The organism is Mesorhizobium sp. 01N446 (assembly GCF_056399285.1).
Map to the genome: position 1 here is coordinate 418,357 of NZ_JBFTRA010000002.1, position 16,953 is coordinate 435,309.

The following is a 16,953-nucleotide window of genomic DNA, read 5'->3' on the forward strand; positions in this document are numbered from 1 at the left end:
TTACGCATCATAGGGGTCCGACGTGGACCAGATTGTCAATCTGCCAAAGACGGAATCGGATTCCGCCATCGAGACGGCGCTCGGGCTCGATAAAAAGGGGCGGAGCAAGACGCGCCGGCGTGGCTGGCTCTATGCTCTGCTGACCCTGATCGTGCTTGCCGCCGGTCTTGGCCTCTATCAATGGTACGCGGGCACGCCCGCCAGGATCGATTACACCACCGTTCCGGCCTCCAAGGCCGACCTCACCGTCCAGGTGTCGGCGACGGGTACGCTGCAGCCCCTCACCCAGGTCGACATTTCCAGCCAGCTCTCCGGCATCATCCGCTCGGTCTCGGTCAACGAGAACCAGCAGGTGAAGAAGGGCGATGTGCTGGCCGCGCTCGACACCACCAAGCTGCAGGTGCAGATCGAACGCGCCGAGGCTTCCGCCAAGGGCGCGGCCGCCAATGTCGAGGATGCCACGGTGACGCTGGCGGAGAACGAGAGCGCGCTGGTGCGCGCCGCCGCCTTGACCAAGCGCGGCATGGCGACCGACCAGTCGCTCGAGGCGGCGACCGCGACGCGCGACCGCTCGAAGGCGGCGCTGGACAGCGCGCAAGCCAATCTCGCCATCGCCAATGCCGATTTGAAATCGCAGCAGACCGACCTTGCCAACTCGACCATCTACGCGCCGATCGACGGCATCGTGCTGACGCGTTCGGTCGACCCCGGCCAGACGGTCGCCTCCTCGCTGCAGGCGCCGGTGCTGTTCATCATCGCCGCGGATCTCAGGAACATGGAACTGGTGGCGGCTGTCGACGAGGCCGACATCGGCGCGGTCAAGTCGGGCCAGCACGCGCGTTTCACAGTCGATGCTTTTCCCGACCGTCCGTTCGATGCCGAGATCCGCGATATTTCCTATGCCTCGGTCACCACGGACGGCGTCGTCACCTACAATGCGCGGCTTGAGGTCGACAACAACGAGCTGTTGCTTCGCCCGGGCATGACCGCCACCGTTTCTGTCGTCACGAGGCAAGCCAAGGGCGTGCTCACGGTCCCCTCCTCCGCGTTCCGCTATCGCCCGGCGCAGCAAGCAGCGCGTGCGTGGAGCTTCAGCGACCTGTTCACCGGCCGCATGGGCCGTCCGGGCGGCAATCGTCAGCGCCAGCCAGCGACGGCCCCCACCGATGGCTCACGCACGCTCTATGTGCTGGAGAATGGCCGGCCGCATGCGGTCAACGTCAAGATCGGCTCGACCGATGGTGAACTGACCGAGATCACGTCCGGCCTGGAGGAAGGCGCGCAGGTCATCACGGCCTCGCAGCTGCGGAGCTGATTCCGTGGCCGCGGGCGCGCCCCTCATCACCTTCGACAAGGTCTGGAAGAGCTATGGCCAGGGCGAGGCCCGCGTGCACGCGCTGGCCGGCGTCGACCTCGCCATCCGGCGCGGCGAATTCGTCGCCATCATGGGTCCGTCCGGCTCCGGCAAATCGACGGCGATGAACATCATCGGCTGCCTCGACACGCCGACCGCCGGAACCTACTCCTTCATGGGCGTCGATGCCGGCCGGCTCGACCGCAACCGCCGCGCCATGCTGCGCAACCTCTATGTCGGCTTCGTCTTCCAGGGCTACAATCTCCTGGCGCGCACCACGGCGGCCGAGAATGTCGAACTGCCGCTGATCTATCGTGGTGTGGCGGCCCGCGAGCGTCGCGACCTTGCCATGCAGGCGCTCGCCCAGGTCGGGCTTGTCGGCCGCGAGCATCACACGCCGGCGGAGCTCTCCGGCGGCCAGCAGCAGCGCGTGGCCATCGCACGCGCCATCGTCACGCGGCCGACGCTGCTCGTCGCGGACGAGCCGACCGGCAATCTCGACACGGCCCGCACGCATGAGATCATGGAGCTGCTGACAAAGCTCAACACCGAGCTCGGCCTGACCGTCACCATGGTCACGCACGAGGCCGACGTCGCCGACTATGCCGAGCGCACCATCCGCTTCCTCGACGGCCACGTCGCTTCCGACACCATGAAGGTGGAGCTGGCATGATCTGGGAAACCGTCCGCCTGTCGCTGCGCTCCATCCGCCGCAATGTGCTGCGCTCGTTCCTGACGCTGCTCGGCATCGTCATCGGTGTCGCCGCCGTCATCGCCATGCTGACCATCGGCTCCGGCACCACGCAAAAGGTCAAGGCCGACATCTCCAAGCTCGGCAGCAACCTGCTTGTCGTCCGCGCCGGGCGCCCCGCCGGCCCCGGTGGTCCAGGCGGGCTCGACCAGGTGGTACGCCCGCTCGCCGAAAAGGACCTTGCCGCACTGGTCGCCCATCTCACCGGGGCGCGCGCCATTTCGCCGGCCTCGCAAAAACAGGTGCGGGTCATTTTCGGCACCGAGAGCCTGACTTCGGGCGTCACCGGCACAGACAGCGCCTATCTCGACGCCCGCGACTGGAAGCTGGTGTCGGGCCGCCCGTTCAGCGATTCCGAAACCCGCTCGGGCACCGGCGTCTGCCTGATCGGCGAGACGGTGCGCCAGCAATTCTTCGGCGCCGGCGACCCCGAGGGCGAGATCATCCGCGTCAACCGCACCTCCTGCAAAATCATCGGCCTGCTTGAGCCGAAGGGTTACACCGGCTTCGGCCAGGACCAGGACAATGTCGTCCTGATGCCGCTGCATGCCTATCAGCGCCGCATCGCCGGTAACCGCGACATCGACAACATCTACATCGCCGCCGACGACAGCACGCCGACCAGCGAGTTGCAGCCCCGCGTCGAGGACATTTTGCGCGATGCGCGCCGCATGACGCCCGACCGCGAAAGCGATTTCGGCATCCGCGACATGACGCAGATCGCCGACGCCATGGCCAGCGCCACCACCACCATGACCGGCATGCTGGGCGCGGTCGCCGGCGTCAGCCTTTTGGTCGGCGGCATCGGCATCATGAACATCATGCTGGTCTCGGTCACCGAGCGCACGCGCGAGATCGGCATCAGGCTCGCCATCGGCGCGCATGAAAAGCACATCCTCATCCAGTTCCTGGTCGAGGCGACGGTGCTGTCGCTGCTGGGCGGCATCATCGGCATCCTGACCGGCCTGGCGCTCGCCGGCCTCGCCGCGGTGACGCTGACCATCCCCTTCGCACCAAGTCCGGCCGTCATCCTGCTCGCCGTCGGCTTCTCTGCGCTCATCGGCATGGTGTTCGGCTTCTTCCCGGCGCTGCGCGGCGCCAGGCTCGATCCGATCGACGCGCTCAGGCACGAATAAAGGGCCGGACCGGGTCCAGCACAATCGACGGCTATCCCCAACCTTGGCGCTTGCCTGCACCGATGGCACTGTCGCCGGCTGGTCGACGATGTTAAGGCAAGACGTCTCCGGCCGAGGAACAAGATATGAGCAAGAAGGCGCGACTGGTCCTGACAATGGTGATCATCGAGGCCGCGCTGGCGGGCATCTGGTGGTATCTCGCCCGTTACGGCATGGCCAATCCCGATCGCGTCACGTCAGATTTCCAGGCCGTCGTCGGCCAGACCATGGGAATGGCCATGGGTGGGTTGCTGGGCATCGGCGTTATCTTGTTCCTCGTCGCGGCCCGCAACGACCGCAAGGCGGTGCAGGACAAGGCGCGCCGCTAGCCCACGCCGAAAAAATGCCACTCGATCAGCGGCTTCATATGCGATGCCAGCCCGTCCGGCAGGTCGCCGGCATGGCCGATGATCACCGGCCCGTCGATCTCCGGATCGGTCTCGCTGGCGACGAAGGCTGAGATTCGGCGCGCGATCTCGTCGGCCGGTCCGTCGACGTGATAGCGGCGGAAGATCACCGTGCCGCTGCTCGTCGACAGGGCGTGGTAGCGCTTGCCGCGTTCGGCGGCCGACAGGTCAAGGCCGGTCTCTTCGCGCACTTCGCGGATCATGTTGAAGTCGACATCGACCAGACCGTCGCGGAAATCGATCGGCTCGAACGAGCCGGCGGCGAAATAGACACTGCCGGCACCCACCGTGTGACGTCCCATGCGGATCGCCACCAGCGCATTGTCGCCGGCCACGAGCATGGCGTGGGCATAGGCATGCTCGGCGCCGGAATTCTCGCGCTGCTTCCGCCAGAGCATGAAGGTGGAGTAATTGACCGCGTGGCAGCGGCCGATCAGGCTGTCGTCACGCCAGGCAAGCTGCGACAGCAGCACCACCGTGCCGTCGAACAGCGCCGGATTGGCCGCAATCTCCCGCTGCCAGTTCTCGGCGATCGCTTCGGCATTATCCCTGGCGAAAGGATGCGGGCCGGGATCGAGCCGGACGTCGACGGCATCGACAGGCAGGATGACATTGCGCGGCAGGTCGAAACTCATGTTTATCGAGCCATATCCAGCGTGATCGCCACCGGGCAATGGTCCGACGCTTTCGGCCGGTCCCAGCCCGCGCGCGGAAAGCGCTCGACTTCCTGGCCAGCCGGAAAGATCGTGCGCCAGGGCTGACCATTGCGGATGATGTCGGGAACGGCGGTGGCGTTCCTGGCCGCCAGCCCCCTGGACAGCAGGATGTAGTCGAGCTGGCAGAGATGCCGCTCTTCGGGTCCGCGCGTGTGATAGAAGGTCCAGCGGTTCATTTCCGGCCGCCGCTCGATGACGTTCTCGCAGAAGCCGCCCGCCGTCAGCACATTGATGCAGGACTGGGCCTCGTCGACCACCTCGAAACGGTAGCCGCCGACATCATCGCCGGCGATCTTCACGCGCTGACGGTAATCGTTCATGTCGCCGCAGATCGCCCAGCGCTTGTCGGCGGCATGATCAGCACCGAAGCGCTCCTCGATAATCCGGCGCACGGCTTGCGCCTCGGCGATGCGCACCGGCATCGTCGCCTCGCGTCCGTCGAGCCCGTTGCGCGGCGAGCCCATCGACTTGAAATGCACGAGATAGAGCGTCAGTGGCACGCCGCCGACGGTGATGTCGACTTCCAGGCAGTCGCGGCGGAAAATGCGTTCATTGGCCTGGTTGCCCAGCGCCTCCAGTTCCGGTGTGTGCAGCCCGAACTGCTCGTAGGTGACGTAGGCATGGCTGGTCATGCGCACGAATTCGATCGGCTGTCCCTGTGCGGTCTCGCTGCGCATCATCACGGCGACATCGATGCCGCGCGAATCATTGCCGGAGGTGGTATATTTCTGCCGGTAACCCTGCCCCACCATCTTGAACAGATAGCCATATTCGAAGGCCTTCAGCGCCTCGATATTGTCCACCTCCTGCATGCAGATGATGTCGGCGCGGGTGGCGGCGATCGCCAGCGCCGTCAGTTGGCGCGTATCGTCGGACTGTGCGATGGCGCGGGCCTGCTCCAGCATCTTGTACTCGGCCTCGCTCTGTATATCGAACAGCGCCAGCGTCCGATCCTCGTTGAGCTGGTTGCGATAGCCGGAAAAATCGAACCTGTTCATCAGGTTCTCGACATTGAAGGTGGCAAGGCGCAGCGACATGCCCTGACCTTTGCCTGCAGGAGCGCCGGAACACAAGATCGCAGGACCACAAGCCAGGATCGGTTGCCCTGGAAGGATTCACGCCATGGTTGACGGAACCTTTCCGTTCATCCGCCGTTCAGACGCAAAGATCCACAGTAGGCCCATTCCAGGGTAGGCGTGGGGCCTTTAGCTCTTGGAGAGTGTTATGAACTCGCTCTTTTCATCGACGGTCAAATCGGGGCTTGTTGCCCTGGGCATCATATCGGGCATCACGGCGCCATCGGCCGCCGCCCCCATCATGCAGCCGGATCTAGCGCTTCCCACAAACACGGCGGTGACGCCGGTGCGCGACGGATGGGCCGGTGGCAACAATCGCCCGGTCTACAATGACGACTGGAGATGGCGCCGATCAGGCAACTGGAACGGTCGTCGTCACTGGAACGGCGATGGCAACTGGAACGGCGGCGATGACTGGCGTTGGCGCCGCCATCACCATCGCCGCTACTACGACGACGGTGCGGGTGCCGCGATCCTTGGCCTTGGCCTGGGGCTCGGTCTCAGCAGCATGTACAACAACTACAATTACTACGACGCACCGCCCCGCCGCCACTATCGCGCCGGGCGGCTTTCCAACGCCCATGTGCGCTGGTGCTATAACAGGTACCGGTCGTATCGCGCCTGGGACAACACGTTCCAGCCCTATGGCGGCCCGCGCCAGCAATGCTGGTCGCCCTATAGCTGAGCCAACCTGAAAGCACATGATAGACGGCGTCGCGATGCGGCGCCGTTTTCTTTTGGCGCTGCCACTGAAAAGTCTTCAACAGCGCAGGAGTTGGCGCAACAGCTGGCTCACTTAACTTTTCTTGCCGCCCCCACTATTATGCACCCCGCAAGACTTTGCGGCTTGAGGGGTAATCTGAAATGTCAGAAGCGCCCATCGTCATCCTTATCCATGGAATCCGGACCGCCGCATGGTGGCAGAACCGGATCGCTTCGGTCATCGAAAGCGAAACATCAGCAACCGTCATTCCGATAAAATATGGCTATTTCGACCTGCTGCGGTTCTGGTGCCCCTTCGGCATCTGCCGGGCAGGCCCGATCGAGAAGCTGCGCCAGCAGATCGAGGGGGTCAGCAAGCACTATGGCGACAGGCCGCTGATCGTCTTTGCGCACAGCTACGGCACCTATGCGCTGACCCGGGTGATCCTGCAGAATCCCTACTTCCGGTTCGACAGGGTCATCCTGTGTGGCTCGGTGGTTCCGCAAGATTTCGACTGGCGCGCCGTCGAAGACCAGATACGCGGCCCGGAGAAGCGCAACGCCATCATCAACGAGTGCGGCACGCGCGACATCTGGCCGGTGCTGGCGCAATCCGGCACCTGGGGTTACGGCGCCACCGGAACCTACGGTTTCGGAACGTTCAATGTCCGCGACCGCTTTCACGACATCACGCACAGCGAGTACTTCACCAACGAATTCGTCAAGGCCAACTGGATCCCCCTGGTGCGCGGCGAGAAGGTGACATTCTCGGATGTGGATACCCAGGGTGGCGGAACCCCGGCATGGTTCAATCTGCTGCGGCTACCGCTGAAGTGGGTCCCGTTTGTCGCGGCCGCCGCGGTGGCGGCGGTGCTTGCCCTGCATCCGGTCTGGATACTCGGTGGCTGTCCCAGCGGCGAGAAGCCCTACAAGGGCCAATGCGTGACCGAGGATTGGCTGGCAGGCCGCAAGGATCTGAAAAAACAACTGGGCGATGTTGTTGCGGAGGTCAACAAGACGCTTGACCTCAAGGGCGGTCGTCTGTTCCCCCTGATGGACGAATATGAAGCCGAGCCGACGCCGGAAAAATGGGCCGAGATCGTCCAGGTCGCCGACGTTTTGCTGAAGCAGATCGATGACGGCGTCGCCAAGGCGCTCGACTATGATTCCAGGCTGTTCGGCGTCGGCAACAACATCATTTTGATTACGTCGACAGGCAAGCAAACCATCGACAAGAAATACAGCAACCCCTTCGTGACCGTCGAAAAGCAATGGAACGGGCGCCAGTTCGTCGTCAACCAGATCATCAAGGTGAAGGAGATGCCGACGGTCGAGCAGGCGCGGGAGTGGCACAAACAACTGTCCGAAATGCATCAGCAGTTGACCGTGGAAATGCAGAAACTGATGGATTTGCTGGATGACGACGGCGAGCCGGGCGGATCGAGCGCTTAAGCAGGATCCCCCGGTGACCGGAAATGAAAAGGGCGGCACTCGCCGCCCTTTTGCTGGATACAACCGAGTTTTCGCTCAGTTCTTGGCCTTGTCGACCAGCTTGTTTTTCGAAATCCCCGCGCGCCCGCAGGGCGAAGCCCGAGGACGCGCAAAGGCCATAACGTGGATTTCGCTCAGTTCTTGGCCTTGTCGACCAGCTTGTTCTTCGAAATCCACGGCATCATCGCGCGCAGCTTGGCGCCGACTTCCTCGATCTGGTGGCTGTCGTTCATGCGGCGGATGCCCTTGAAGCGCGACAGGCCGGCGCGGTATTCCTGCATCCATTCCGAAGTGAACTTGCCGGTCTGGATGTCCTTCAGCACGCGCTTCATCTCAGCCTTGGTCTCGGCGGTGATGATGCGCGGACCCGAGACATACTCTCCCCATTCGGCGGTGTTCGAGATCGAGTAGTTCATGTTGGCGATGCCGCCTTCATAGATCAGGTCGACGATCAGCTTGACCTCGTGCAGGCACTCGAAATAGGCCATTTCAGGCGCGTAGCCGGCTTCCACCAGCGTCTCGAAGCCGGCGCGGATCAGTTCGACCAGGCCGCCGCACAGCACGACCTGCTCGCCGAACAGGTCGGTCTCGCATTCCTCGCGGAAATTGGTCTCGATGATGCCCGAACGGCCGCCGCCGACGCCGCAGGCGTAGGACAGCGCCAGGTCGAGCGCATTGCCAGAGGCGTCCTGGTTGACGGCGACCAGGCACGGCACGCCGCCGCCCTTCTGATACTCGCCGCGCACCGTGTGGCCCGGGCCCTTCGGCGCGATCATGACGACGTCGACGGTCGACTTCGGCTCGATCAGGCCGAAATGCACGTTGAGGCCGTGCGCGAAGGCGATCGCCGCGCCGTCGCGGATGTTCGGCGCGATCTCGTTCTTGTAGATGTCGGCCTGCAGTTCGTCGGGCGTCGCCATCATCATCAGGTCGGCCCATTTGGCGGCGTCGGCCACGCTCATCACCTTGAGCCCGTCGGCCTCGACCTTCTTGGCGGTCGCCGAGCCGGCCTTGAGGCCGATGGCGATCTCCTTGGCGCCGGAATCCTTGAGGTTGAGCGCATGCGCCCGGCCCTGGCTGCCATAGCCGATGATGGCGACCTTCTTGCCCTTGATCAGGTTGAGATCGGCATCACGATCGTAATAGACGCGCATTTTACTTCCTTCCCGTTTCTAAGATCAGAGGCCTCGCGGCCCGGTTTTTGCTCCGAAAAGAGCGAGAAACTGCTGCGTCGCGCGCACGGCATCGCCGCCGATCGTCGCCTCAGTCAATTCCAGCCGGTCGCCAAGCAGCAGACGGATCTGCACGTCGCGGGCGACCAGCCCGAAAAAGGTGCGGAACGCCGTCTCGGCATCCGCGAAATCGAGAAGCCCGGCCTGGCGCCCGGCCTCGAGCACCGGCTTCAGCCGCCTCGCCAGCGCGAACCGGCCATTCTGCAGGACGACGGCGCCAAGATCGTCCTTGCCGGATCCGGCATGGCCGACGGCGACACGGTTGAGCGCGATCGAGGTGTCGCTGGAAATCACCTTCAGCCAGTCTGAAGCAAAACGCTCCAGGCTTGCCGTCAGCGAGGCAAGGTCGAGCCCCTTGCCGTCGACGGACGCCACCCGCACCTTGGAAGCCTGCCACTGCACGGTTGCCGTCAACAGCCCGTCGCGGTCGCCAAACCATTTGTAGAGGGTTTCCTTGGAACAGCTGGCCCGCCGCGCCACGGCGGTCATGGTCAGTTGATCGCCCTCCTCCACCAGCAGCCGCAAGGCCGCATCCAGAACGGCCTTCTGCCGTTCCGTCAGCGCTTGGCTGTTGTCGATGTCGGTGTTTGCCAGCAACACGCTCTGTTCCCGTTCGATGGTCGTGGCCGCGGATCACTCAATAGCCGTACCGTACGTTACGGTTCGGCATATTGCGCAATCCGATAATCGAAGCAAGAGGGAAAAGTAGAAATATTCGCCTGCGAACGGCGACAATGCGCAATGGCCAGCCGGGTTGGCCAGCCTCAATCGCCGGCGGGCGGATTGCGCAGCCGGCCAAGCAGTGCCGACACCGCGTTCAACTCATCCGGCGAGAGCCTGGCGCCAACCAGTTCGGCGATTGACCGTCCGTAGACGGCCCACATCCGGCGGCGCGTCTCGCGCCCCTTGGCTGTGATGCGGATGGTCTGGCCGCGACCGTCGTCGGCGACCTTCAGCTTCTCGACCAGCCCGTCGGCTTCGATCCGGGCCAGCAGCCGAGAGATGTTGTATTGCGCAAACAGAGTGCGTTCGATCAGTTGAAACGGCCGCAGGCCGCCCTCGCCCGCCTCGGCGAGCTCGTGCAGCACGTCGTACCAGGCAAGCGGCGGCAGGCCGCTCTCCTTCAGTGCGTCTTCGGCATTTTCCACCAGTTGGCGCGACACGCGCATCAGGCGGGCCCAGGCCTTGATGGCCTCAGGCGAAGGCGTGGCTTTCTCGGTCATGGCCCACCCTAGATGATAGATGCAAATGCATCAAGCTTGACGATCGATGCATCTGCATCTATATAGATGCAATTGCATCAACCCGAAAGGCAAACCGATGAAACACGAAATCTGCAAGGTCGCCGACGTCCCCGAGACGGGCAGCCTGATTGCCCCGTTCTTCGGCCGCGAGGTCCATGTCTGGCGCAGCGGCGAACGCATCCGCGCCGCCGCCAATGCCTGTCTGCATTTTGGCGGACCGTTGGACTGCAAGGATGGCAAGCTGGTCTGCCAATGGCACGGCGCCGCCTTCGACATGGCATCGGGCGATCGCCTCGACGGTCCTGCGCCCAGGAATTCCCGCCTGATGTTCCTCTCGACGCGCGTCGAAAACGGCGCGTTGAACTATGTCTGGGGAGAGTGAGATGACCGACAAGCTCATCCTCGTCAGCCACCCTCTCTGCCCCTATGTCCAGCGCGCGGCGATCTCGCTGACCGAGAAAGGCGTGCCGTTCGAGCGCGTCGACATCGACCTCGCCGACAAGCCTGTGTGGTTCAAGGCGATCTCGCCGCTCGGCAAGGTGCCGCTGCTGCGCGTCCAGCGAAATGGCGACGAAACGATCGTCTTCGAATCGGCCGTCATCCTCGAGTTCCTCGAGGAGACGCAGTCCAATCCCCTCCACCCGGCCGACCCTTATGCCCGTGCCCGGCATCGTGCCTGGATCGAATACGGCTCGGCCATCCTCAACGCCATCGGCCGCTTCTATTCGGCGCCGTCCGAGGCCGGCTTCCTTGCCGAGTCCGGCGCGCTATCAGGGATGTTTGGCCGCCTGGAGACTGAACTGGCGGACGATGCCTTGCGGAATGGGCCGTGGTTCGCCGGCGACCGCTTCTCGCTCGTCGATGCGGTCTACGGGCCTGTGTTCAGATATCTCGACGCTTTCGACCGGATCGGCGATTTCGGCATTCTGGACGGCAAGCCGCGCGTCCAGGCCTGGCGGCAGGCGTTGAATGATCATCCGTCAATCAAGCACGCCGTGGCGCCGGATTACCCGCAGCGCCTGCATACCTTCCTGCAGGCCAAGGGATCCTTTCTGTCGAGCCTCATCCGCCGAGGCGATCAAGACGGAGCATTTGCGTTGGCACGATCGGCTTGAACGGGGATCACGAGCAAGTCTGCGCTTCGAGCGGCCTCAGTTCTCGAACATGACAAAGGCAGCCCAGACCCGCGGATCCTGGGCGCCTGATATCTTGCCGTCGCGGGCATCGCGGCGGGTCTGGCGCAGCGCTTCCGGATAGGTTTGTCCCGCGGCAAGATGGCGGTAGAACCCGACCATGAAGGCGGCGGTTCCGGCGTCGTCCACGGGCCACAGCGTCAAAAGCGAGCGTTTGGCGCCGGCAATGTCGATTGCCGTCGGCAGGCCGCGCAAGCCTCCGACGAACGTCTCCTGGCCACGGGCCGTCTCGCAGGCGGACAGGACAAGCAGGTCGAGGCCCGACAGATCCCAGTTCATCAGTTCCATGCCATAGAGCCGGCCGTCCTCATCGTCGCGCTTCATCGACTGCCGGTCTCCCGACTGCGACAGCACGACGTGGCTCTGCCAGAGCGCATTCACGGCCCCCGCGCCGCCCTCTTTCTCATCCCGGTAAGCGCCATGGGTGGCCAGATGCGCGATCGTCGCCTGCTCCATATCCTTGCGCAGCGTCCGCTCGCTGGCCGCCGTTCCGGTGAGCATTTCGACTGAATAGTCATCGGCACGCAGGATCGAGGCGATCGCGTCGACCTCCTTGGCTGTGCCCGGCAGCGGCTCCGCCCCTTTTTCCGAACCGCGCGCATAGTCCAGCCCCCCGGCCAGCAGGGCTTTGCCCTTCTTGGGAAAACTCTGATCGACGCCGGCGTTCAACAGCGATTCCGGCCGCGTCAGCATGCGCACGACGAAACGGTCGTCGAGCGACGCGCCCTTGCCGTCCTGCAGCAAGGGAAATGGCACCGAAAACAGTTTCCCGTCCGGCACCACGAAAAGCGTATCGGCGCCACCAAGCGACGGCTCCAGCGGCGCGATCAAACCGGCATAGAGCCCGGTGAACGTGGCGTTCAGATCGATCAGGGTCACGGCGCCCCGCTCCTGCGCCGAACGCGTCGACCTCAGATTAGCCATGCGTGTTTCGCGAGCGGCCGGGATGAGCCGGCGCGGATCGCCAAGGTCATAGAGAGACGGCTTCTGGTCCTTGCGGGTAACGATGGCATAGAGGCGCTCGTCCTCCAGCGGATCGGCGCTCTCCCGATCCGCCCGCCACTTGCGGGTGATGAAGTAGTCGACCAGCGCCTCGTTCGGCTTCAGCAGGGTGCCGGCGGATGGCAGCGGCTTGTCCACCACGCTCTGGCTGAAACTGTATTTGGCCATGACTCTGGCCATGGCCTTTTGGTATGCCGCTTCAACCTGTCCCGGCTGCACCGCCCCGGGATCGTCGGAACTGTCACCGCTAGAGGCCGCCTCCTGATATGCCAGGGACAGTCGGATCCCGGCCTGGATCAAATTCTGTGTCTCAGTGTCGTTCGGATCGATCAGGCGGGACAGTCTGCGCAACAGATCGCGTTTCTCATTTTCAAGCGTCGGCCAGCGGCGCACGGCTTCGGCAAATGCCGGCACCACCGATGCATTGCCTTTTGCGAGGCGCGCATAGTCGTACAGCATGTCGTCGGCCAGGGCGCGGCTGGCCTCGGCCACGATTGGATTGCCGGCAGTGCTCACCTGGAACCAATTCCAACGCAGCATGTCCTCGTCGAGAGCCGCGAAATCGGCAGCCGCCTTCTCCGGGTTCGTCTTCGCCTTGAGATTTGCCATGGCCTGCCGAGCGGCAAAGGCCAGCGGGTGCACCACCCCGTACGTCGCTTCGGCTATGTCTTGGGCTCGCTCAAGCTGGCTCATGCCGTTTTCCTTGTCGCCCACTGCGAAGAAATGCGCGGCGAGCAGGTTGGCGATCTTGATTGCCAGTATCTCGGGATAGTTCGGGTCGATGGTCAGTTGTTGCAGCCTTGCCAGCGTCGGCTGATCGAGCGGCTGCGCACCAGAGAGCACCTTAGTGTAGAGCAGCCAGGCATCGGCCTGTTCGACCAGATTGCCTTCCTGCTTGAGAACGACGGCAATGTCCCGGTTCTGCTGGAAGTAGCGCAAGGCCTCGTCGTATCTGTCAAGGTCCAGATAGTCCTGCGCCGTGTTATTGGCGCTGACCAGAACGTTGAAATGATCTGGGCCGTAGTAGCCGATCCGCTTCTCCAGCACGGCCAGGTCGTACTGCAAGGCGCGCGTCGGAGCCCCCATCTGGCGCAGCATGTCGGCCAGATTGTTCTGCAGCTTCCAGATGAAACGATCGTCGGTACCGGCGACCTGCTCGGCCAACTTCAGATTGCGCTGCTCGATATTGATCGCCGAGGCGATTTGACCGAACGCGGCGACCCCCGTCGCCAACACATCGTTGGCAAACAGGAGTTCCTGAGACTCCTCGCCGTGGTAGTGGGCGTATAGATTGGTGGCCGTCGCGCACATGGAAACGAAGCCCTGATAGTCCTTCTCGGCCTGCTTCAACATCGCGTAGTTGAGATAGAAATCGGCGCGCTTGGCGACATCCTGCTGCATCGCCCGGGTTTTCAGGCCTTCGGCAAAAATCTCCTCGGCATTGTCGAGAATCTGGTTGTTGAGAAAAGTCGCGCCGGCGTTCGAGTAGCTCTCCACGGTGAATTCGTAGAGGTCGCTTCTGGCGGCATCGAGCAGCGTTGCGCGCAATTGCGCGTAGCCTTCGTCAAAGCGCCCGGCGTCCATCATCAGCTTGTAGGCCGCGTCGATCCGGGCCGTCAGGACCTCCTGGCTGTCTGCCGGCTCATGCTGGCTGGCCTGGTCAGGCGTCTGGGCTTGCGCCTGCGGCGAAAGAAACGCCACCACCAGCATCAGCAGGACAGGCGCAACAACGCGCATCAGATGTTGCGATTCTCGCGCTCTCAACATGGCATGCATGCGACCCGGCCTGGGCGAAAACTCTATGATGCAGTCGTATCACGACCTGGACTTTGTTCGAAATCCCATCGCACTTCCGTCAGCCCTGCCCGCCTGAACGGGTCGATCACCGTGCCGGCGACCATCGAGGCGAGAAGCTGCGGTGCCGGCGGGATTTTTGCGATGGTCGCCACCAGCCTGTCGCGGATGAAGGGCAGCGCCACGGAATCCGACTGGTAGAACGGCGTGAATGCCAGCGACAGCGCCTGGAAGACACGCACGTGCCAGCGCCGTGCCCCGGCATAGGCTTCGAGCGCTGCTTCGATGCTCTGCGTGCGCGCCAGCGCGTGGCTGAGCGCGGCCGCGTCGAGCAGCGCCATGTTGGCCCCTTGACCAAGCTGCGGGCTGGTCGAGTGCGCGGCATCGCCGATGACGGCCAACCGCCGGCCGATCGGCAGTTTCATCGTGTGGTGGCCGTAGCGGGCCAGCGACAGCTGGTCGAAACTGTCGATCTGGCGGGTGAACGCCTCGCTTTGCGGCCACAGCCGCACCACCCTCTCCTTCCAGGCGTCGAGACCGACAGCGCGCACCGCGTCGGCATCATCAGGCTTCAGGCTCCAGAAGAAGGCCGCCATCTTTTCGGCGCCCGGCTCCGGCCGGCCGATCGGCAGCACGCCGATCATCACGCTGGCCTTGTCGTAGCGCTGCAACAGCGCGTGTTCGTCAAAGCCTTTGCCGCGCCATCCGAGCGATGCCCAGAACGCGCCATAGGTCAGAGGGCGCGGCGCGCCCGCATTGCCCGCGCTCTGCCGTAGTTTCGAGCGCGAACCGCTGGCGTCGACGACCAGATCGAACGGCCCTGCCCTTCGTCCATTGCTACAGACAAGAGTCGCCCGTTCGCCCGCTTCCACCGCCTCGATCTCGACGCCGGTCTCGATGGCGATGGCCTCGCGCCGGGCGGCGCGAAAGAGCACGCCGAACAGCGCCGCACGGTGGACGGCCAGGCCGAAACGGCGGCCGAGCTGGGCGTCGTAACGAACGTCGAGCACGGTGCGTCCGGTCGAGGCATCGGCGCCGTGCAGCCGGTCGATGCGAGCGCCGAGCGCGACGATGTCGTCGAGCAGGCCGAGATCAGCCAGAACCGTCAGGCCGGTCGGCTGCAGGATCAGCCCGGAGCCGACGGGCTTCGGCTCCTCGAAACGCTCGAAGATGGTGACCCTGTGCCCCGCCCGCTTGAGATAGAGCGCCATGGCCAGCCCCGCCGGACCGGCGCCTGCAATTGCAATGTCGTAGGAAATGCCGATGCCCCCAAGCCGAACCGGCCGGGACAATCCTTCAGCCGCCGGATGAAATCAAGTCGCGACGCCGAACGCCGTCGCGCTGCTCAGGCCTGCGCTGCGTCGAAACCGGCGCGTGCCTCGCGCACCGCATCGTGGTTGAGTTCGGCCCATTGGATCAGATGATGCAGCGCGCTGAACATCGAACGTCCGAGATCGGTCAGGCTGTATTCGACGCTGGGCGGCTTGGTCGGGAACACTTCGCGATGCACATAGCCGTCGCGCTGCAGATCGTAGAGCGTCTGGGTCAGCATGCGCTGCGAGATGTCGGGCACCAGCCGCCGCAACTCGCCGAAGCGATAGGGCTGCTCGGCGAGCGCCGCCATCAGCAGCGAACTCCACTTGCCGTTGAGCCCCTGGATGACGTCGCGGACCGGGCAATCGGCAAGATTGCCGCCGCCGGTCATGGCTTTGAAGACGTCGAGCTTGGATCTCAGATTGACGATCCGGCTGTCCATGGCTGGTTCCCTGCGTGTGCCTACCTCCCGAAAAACTGCCTTCTTTACGGCGCCGGGTCAATTCCTATTCTAGTGCTGGTCTCTTTTTGAGACCATATACGCACCCGCCATGCTGGCGCAGATCAGGACCTCCCCATGACCGAAACCCTTCTCGTCACCGGCGCTTCCGGCCAGTTCGGCCGCAGCGTCATCCGCTATCTCCTGGACACGCACAACGTTCCGCCGGGAAAGATCATCGTCACCACCCGCAACCCGGAAAGCGTGGCCGATCTGGCGGCGCGTGGCGTCGTCGTCCGGGCCGCCGACTTCAACGACGCGACCTCGCTGGAAAACGCATTCAAGGGCGCCGACAGGGTGCTGATCATTTCAACCAGCGATCTCGATCTCAAAACCGGCAGGCGCCTGAAGCAGCATGAGACGGCGGTGGCGGCGGCGAAGAAAGCAGGCGTTTCGCATCTGCTCTACACGTCGATGCCCAATCCGGAGCCGGTTTCGCCGGTGCTGTTTGCCGGCGACCATTACGGCACCGAGCAGGCGATCAAGGCCAGCGGCATCGCCTATACGATCTTCCGCAACGGCTGGTACCAGGAGAACCTGTTCATGTCCCTGCCGCAAGCCATTGCCTCGGGACAGTGGTACACGTCCGCGGGCGACGGCCGCATCGCCCATGGCGCACGTGACGACATGGCCGCGGCCATTGCCGCGGGCCTCGCCTCCGGTTCGACCGACAGCAAGACCTACACGCTGACCGGCCCGCAGGCCTATACGACAGCCGAGATCGCCGCCTTGGTGAGCGAAGTCACCGGTAAGCCGCTGGACGTCATCCAGTTGCCCGACGAGGCCCTGACAGAAGGCGTGAAGGCGGCCGGCGTTCCCGAGGAATTCGCTCGCGTCATCGTGTCCTTCGACGCCAACACGCGGTCCGGCCGCATCGCCATGACGACGGACGCGGTCGAAAAGCTTTCGGGCAGGAAGCCGCGGACGCTGAAGCAGTTCCTCGAGGCCAACAAGGCCGCGCTGGCTGGTTGAAAGGTGCGCGGCGGGAGGTCTCCCTGCCGCC

17 protein-coding genes are annotated in these 16,953 nt (G+C 63.9%); 9 read left to right on the top strand and 8 right to left on the bottom strand.

The genetic code is table 11. The annotated features are described in order from the left end of the window. Positions 1-22 precede the first annotated feature (22 nt). The 4 genes from AC1DPX_RS10380 (at position 23) to AC1DPX_RS10395 (ending at position 3,609) form a co-directional block, all read left to right on the top strand. Positions 23-1,315: an efflux RND transporter periplasmic adaptor subunit gene (locus tag AC1DPX_RS10380; protein ID WP_477236367.1), complete on the top strand. Its 1,293-nt coding sequence runs from the start codon at positions 23-25 to the stop codon at positions 1,313-1,315. A gap of 4 nt (positions 1,316-1,319) precedes the next feature. Continuing rightward, complete coding sequence (locus tag AC1DPX_RS10385) at positions 1,320-2,027, top strand: ABC transporter ATP-binding protein (protein WP_202359164.1); 708 nt, start codon at positions 1,320-1,322, stop codon at positions 2,025-2,027. Further along, complete coding sequence (locus tag AC1DPX_RS10390) at positions 2,024-3,241, top strand: ABC transporter permease (protein WP_477236369.1); 1,218 nt, start codon at positions 2,024-2,026, stop codon at positions 3,239-3,241. Before AC1DPX_RS10385 ends, AC1DPX_RS10390 begins: the two co-directional genes overlap by 4 nt. A gap of 125 nt (positions 3,242-3,366) precedes the next feature. Continuing rightward, on the top strand, positions 3,367-3,609 hold the full coding sequence (locus AC1DPX_RS10395) for a hypothetical protein (protein ID WP_202359162.1): 243 nt from the start codon (positions 3,367-3,369) through the stop codon (positions 3,607-3,609). Here AC1DPX_RS10395 and AC1DPX_RS10400 read toward each other — a convergent pair. Together AC1DPX_RS10400 and AC1DPX_RS10405 are read right to left on the bottom strand one after the other, a co-directional pair. Next, entirely contained in the window at positions 3,606-4,322 is a 717-nt protein-coding gene (locus tag AC1DPX_RS10400; RefSeq protein WP_477236371.1) for a hypothetical protein, read from the bottom strand. The two genes, AC1DPX_RS10395 and AC1DPX_RS10400, sit on opposite strands and share 4 nt — an antisense overlap. A 2-nt stretch (positions 4,323-4,324) precedes the next feature. Then, a complete protein-coding gene (locus AC1DPX_RS10405) occupies positions 4,325-5,440 on the bottom strand; it encodes an endonuclease/exonuclease/phosphatase family protein (RefSeq protein ID WP_477236373.1) in 1,116 nt (371 codons plus the stop codon). 187 nt (positions 5,441-5,627) lie between these two features. Between AC1DPX_RS10405 and AC1DPX_RS10410 the strand changes: the two genes are divergently transcribed. Together AC1DPX_RS10410 and AC1DPX_RS10415 are read left to right on the top strand one after the other, a co-directional pair. Next, on the top strand, positions 5,628-6,164 hold the full coding sequence (locus AC1DPX_RS10410) for a BA14K family protein (protein ID WP_477236375.1): 537 nt from the start codon (positions 5,628-5,630) through the stop codon (positions 6,162-6,164). Between the two features lie 179 nt (positions 6,165-6,343). Then, the gene (locus tag AC1DPX_RS10415; protein WP_202359158.1) at positions 6,344-7,633 is read left to right on the top strand and encodes a lipase family protein; all 1,290 of its coding nucleotides are present in this window, start codon (positions 6,344-6,346) and stop codon (positions 7,631-7,633) included. A gap of 173 nt (positions 7,634-7,806) precedes the next feature. On the opposite strand, the gene ilvC is transcribed toward AC1DPX_RS10415, so the two are convergent. The 3 genes from ilvC to AC1DPX_RS10430 all read right to left on the bottom strand — a co-directional run bounded on the left by ilvC (position 7,807) and on the right by AC1DPX_RS10430 (position 10,127). After that, positions 7,807-8,826: a ketol-acid reductoisomerase gene (gene ilvC / locus AC1DPX_RS10420; protein ID WP_010910140.1), complete on the bottom strand. Its 1,020-nt coding sequence runs from the start codon at positions 8,824-8,826 to the stop codon at positions 7,807-7,809. Positions 8,827-8,850: 24 nt separating this feature from the next. Further along, positions 8,851-9,504 carry a TetR/AcrR family transcriptional regulator gene (locus AC1DPX_RS10425; RefSeq protein WP_202359157.1) on the bottom strand — a complete coding sequence of 218 codons (654 nt, stop codon included), beginning with the start codon at positions 9,502-9,504 and terminating at the stop codon, positions 8,851-8,853. Positions 9,505-9,668: 164 nt separating this feature from the next. Continuing rightward, the gene (locus AC1DPX_RS10430) at positions 9,669-10,127 is read right to left on the bottom strand and encodes a MarR family winged helix-turn-helix transcriptional regulator (protein WP_202359156.1); all 459 of its coding nucleotides are present in this window, start codon (positions 10,125-10,127) and stop codon (positions 9,669-9,671) included. 97 nt (positions 10,128-10,224) lie between these two features. Here AC1DPX_RS10430 and AC1DPX_RS10435 point away from each other — a divergent pair, with 97 nt between their 5' ends. Both AC1DPX_RS10435 and AC1DPX_RS10440 read left to right on the top strand, forming a co-directional pair. Continuing rightward, on the top strand, positions 10,225-10,530 hold the full coding sequence (locus AC1DPX_RS10435) for a Rieske (2Fe-2S) protein (RefSeq protein ID WP_202359155.1): 306 nt from the start codon (positions 10,225-10,227) through the stop codon (positions 10,528-10,530). Position 10,531: 1 nt separating this feature from the next. Further along, on the top strand, positions 10,532-11,263 hold the full coding sequence (locus AC1DPX_RS10440) for a glutathione S-transferase family protein (protein ID WP_477236377.1): 732 nt from the start codon (positions 10,532-10,534) through the stop codon (positions 11,261-11,263). Between the two features lie 36 nt (positions 11,264-11,299). On the opposite strand, the gene AC1DPX_RS10445 is transcribed toward AC1DPX_RS10440, so the two are convergent. The 3 genes from AC1DPX_RS10445 to AC1DPX_RS10455 form a co-directional block, all read right to left on the bottom strand. Next, positions 11,300-14,080: a CHAT domain-containing protein gene (locus AC1DPX_RS10445; protein ID WP_477236379.1), complete on the bottom strand. Its 2,781-nt coding sequence runs from the start codon at positions 14,078-14,080 to the stop codon at positions 11,300-11,302. A gap of 62 nt (positions 14,081-14,142) precedes the next feature. Further along, positions 14,143-15,429, bottom strand: a complete 1,287-nt coding sequence (locus AC1DPX_RS10450) for an FAD-dependent oxidoreductase (protein WP_477236381.1) — start codon at positions 15,427-15,429, stop codon at positions 14,143-14,145. 53 nt (positions 15,430-15,482) lie between these two features. After that, on the bottom strand, positions 15,483-15,893 hold the full coding sequence (locus AC1DPX_RS10455; RefSeq protein ID WP_202359151.1) for a winged helix-turn-helix transcriptional regulator: 411 nt from the start codon (positions 15,891-15,893) through the stop codon (positions 15,483-15,485). A gap of 135 nt (positions 15,894-16,028) precedes the next feature. On the opposite strand from AC1DPX_RS10455, the gene AC1DPX_RS10460 reads away from it, so the two are divergent. Further along, positions 16,029-16,922, top strand: coding sequence for an SDR family oxidoreductase (locus tag AC1DPX_RS10460; protein ID WP_477236383.1), 894 nt, complete (start codon positions 16,029-16,031; stop codon positions 16,920-16,922). Positions 16,923-16,953: the final 31 nt, after the last annotated feature.

Coding starts and splice junctions, on each gene's coding strand:
- AC1DPX_RS10415 (WP_202359158.1), top strand. CDS start 6,344: ATGTCAGAAGCGCCCATCGTCATCCTTATCCATGGAATCCGGACCGCC.
- AC1DPX_RS10410 (WP_477236375.1), top strand. CDS start 5,628: ATGAACTCGCTCTTTTCATCGACGGTCAAATCGGGGCTTGTTGCCCTG.
- ilvC (WP_010910140.1), bottom strand. CDS start 8,826: ATGCGCGTCTATTACGATCGTGATGCCGATCTCAACCTGATCAAGGGC.
- AC1DPX_RS10460 (WP_477236383.1), top strand. CDS start 16,029: ATGACCGAAACCCTTCTCGTCACCGGCGCTTCCGGCCAGTTCGGCCGC.
- AC1DPX_RS10430 (WP_202359156.1), bottom strand. CDS start 10,127: ATGACCGAGAAAGCCACGCCTTCGCCTGAGGCCATCAAGGCCTGGGCC.
- AC1DPX_RS10435 (WP_202359155.1), top strand. CDS start 10,225: ATGAAACACGAAATCTGCAAGGTCGCCGACGTCCCCGAGACGGGCAGC.
- AC1DPX_RS10390 (WP_477236369.1), top strand. CDS start 2,024: ATGATCTGGGAAACCGTCCGCCTGTCGCTGCGCTCCATCCGCCGCAAT.
- AC1DPX_RS10455 (WP_202359151.1), bottom strand. CDS start 15,893: ATGGACAGCCGGATCGTCAATCTGAGATCCAAGCTCGACGTCTTCAAA.
- AC1DPX_RS10395 (WP_202359162.1), top strand. CDS start 3,367: ATGAGCAAGAAGGCGCGACTGGTCCTGACAATGGTGATCATCGAGGCC.
- AC1DPX_RS10405 (WP_477236373.1), bottom strand. CDS start 5,440: ATGTCGCTGCGCCTTGCCACCTTCAATGTCGAGAACCTGATGAACAGG.
- AC1DPX_RS10400 (WP_477236371.1), bottom strand. CDS start 4,322: ATGAGTTTCGACCTGCCGCGCAATGTCATCCTGCCTGTCGATGCCGTC.
- AC1DPX_RS10440 (WP_477236377.1), top strand. CDS start 10,532: ATGACCGACAAGCTCATCCTCGTCAGCCACCCTCTCTGCCCCTATGTC.
- AC1DPX_RS10445 (WP_477236379.1), bottom strand. CDS start 14,080: ATGCGCGTTGTTGCGCCTGTCCTGCTGATGCTGGTGGTGGCGTTTCTT.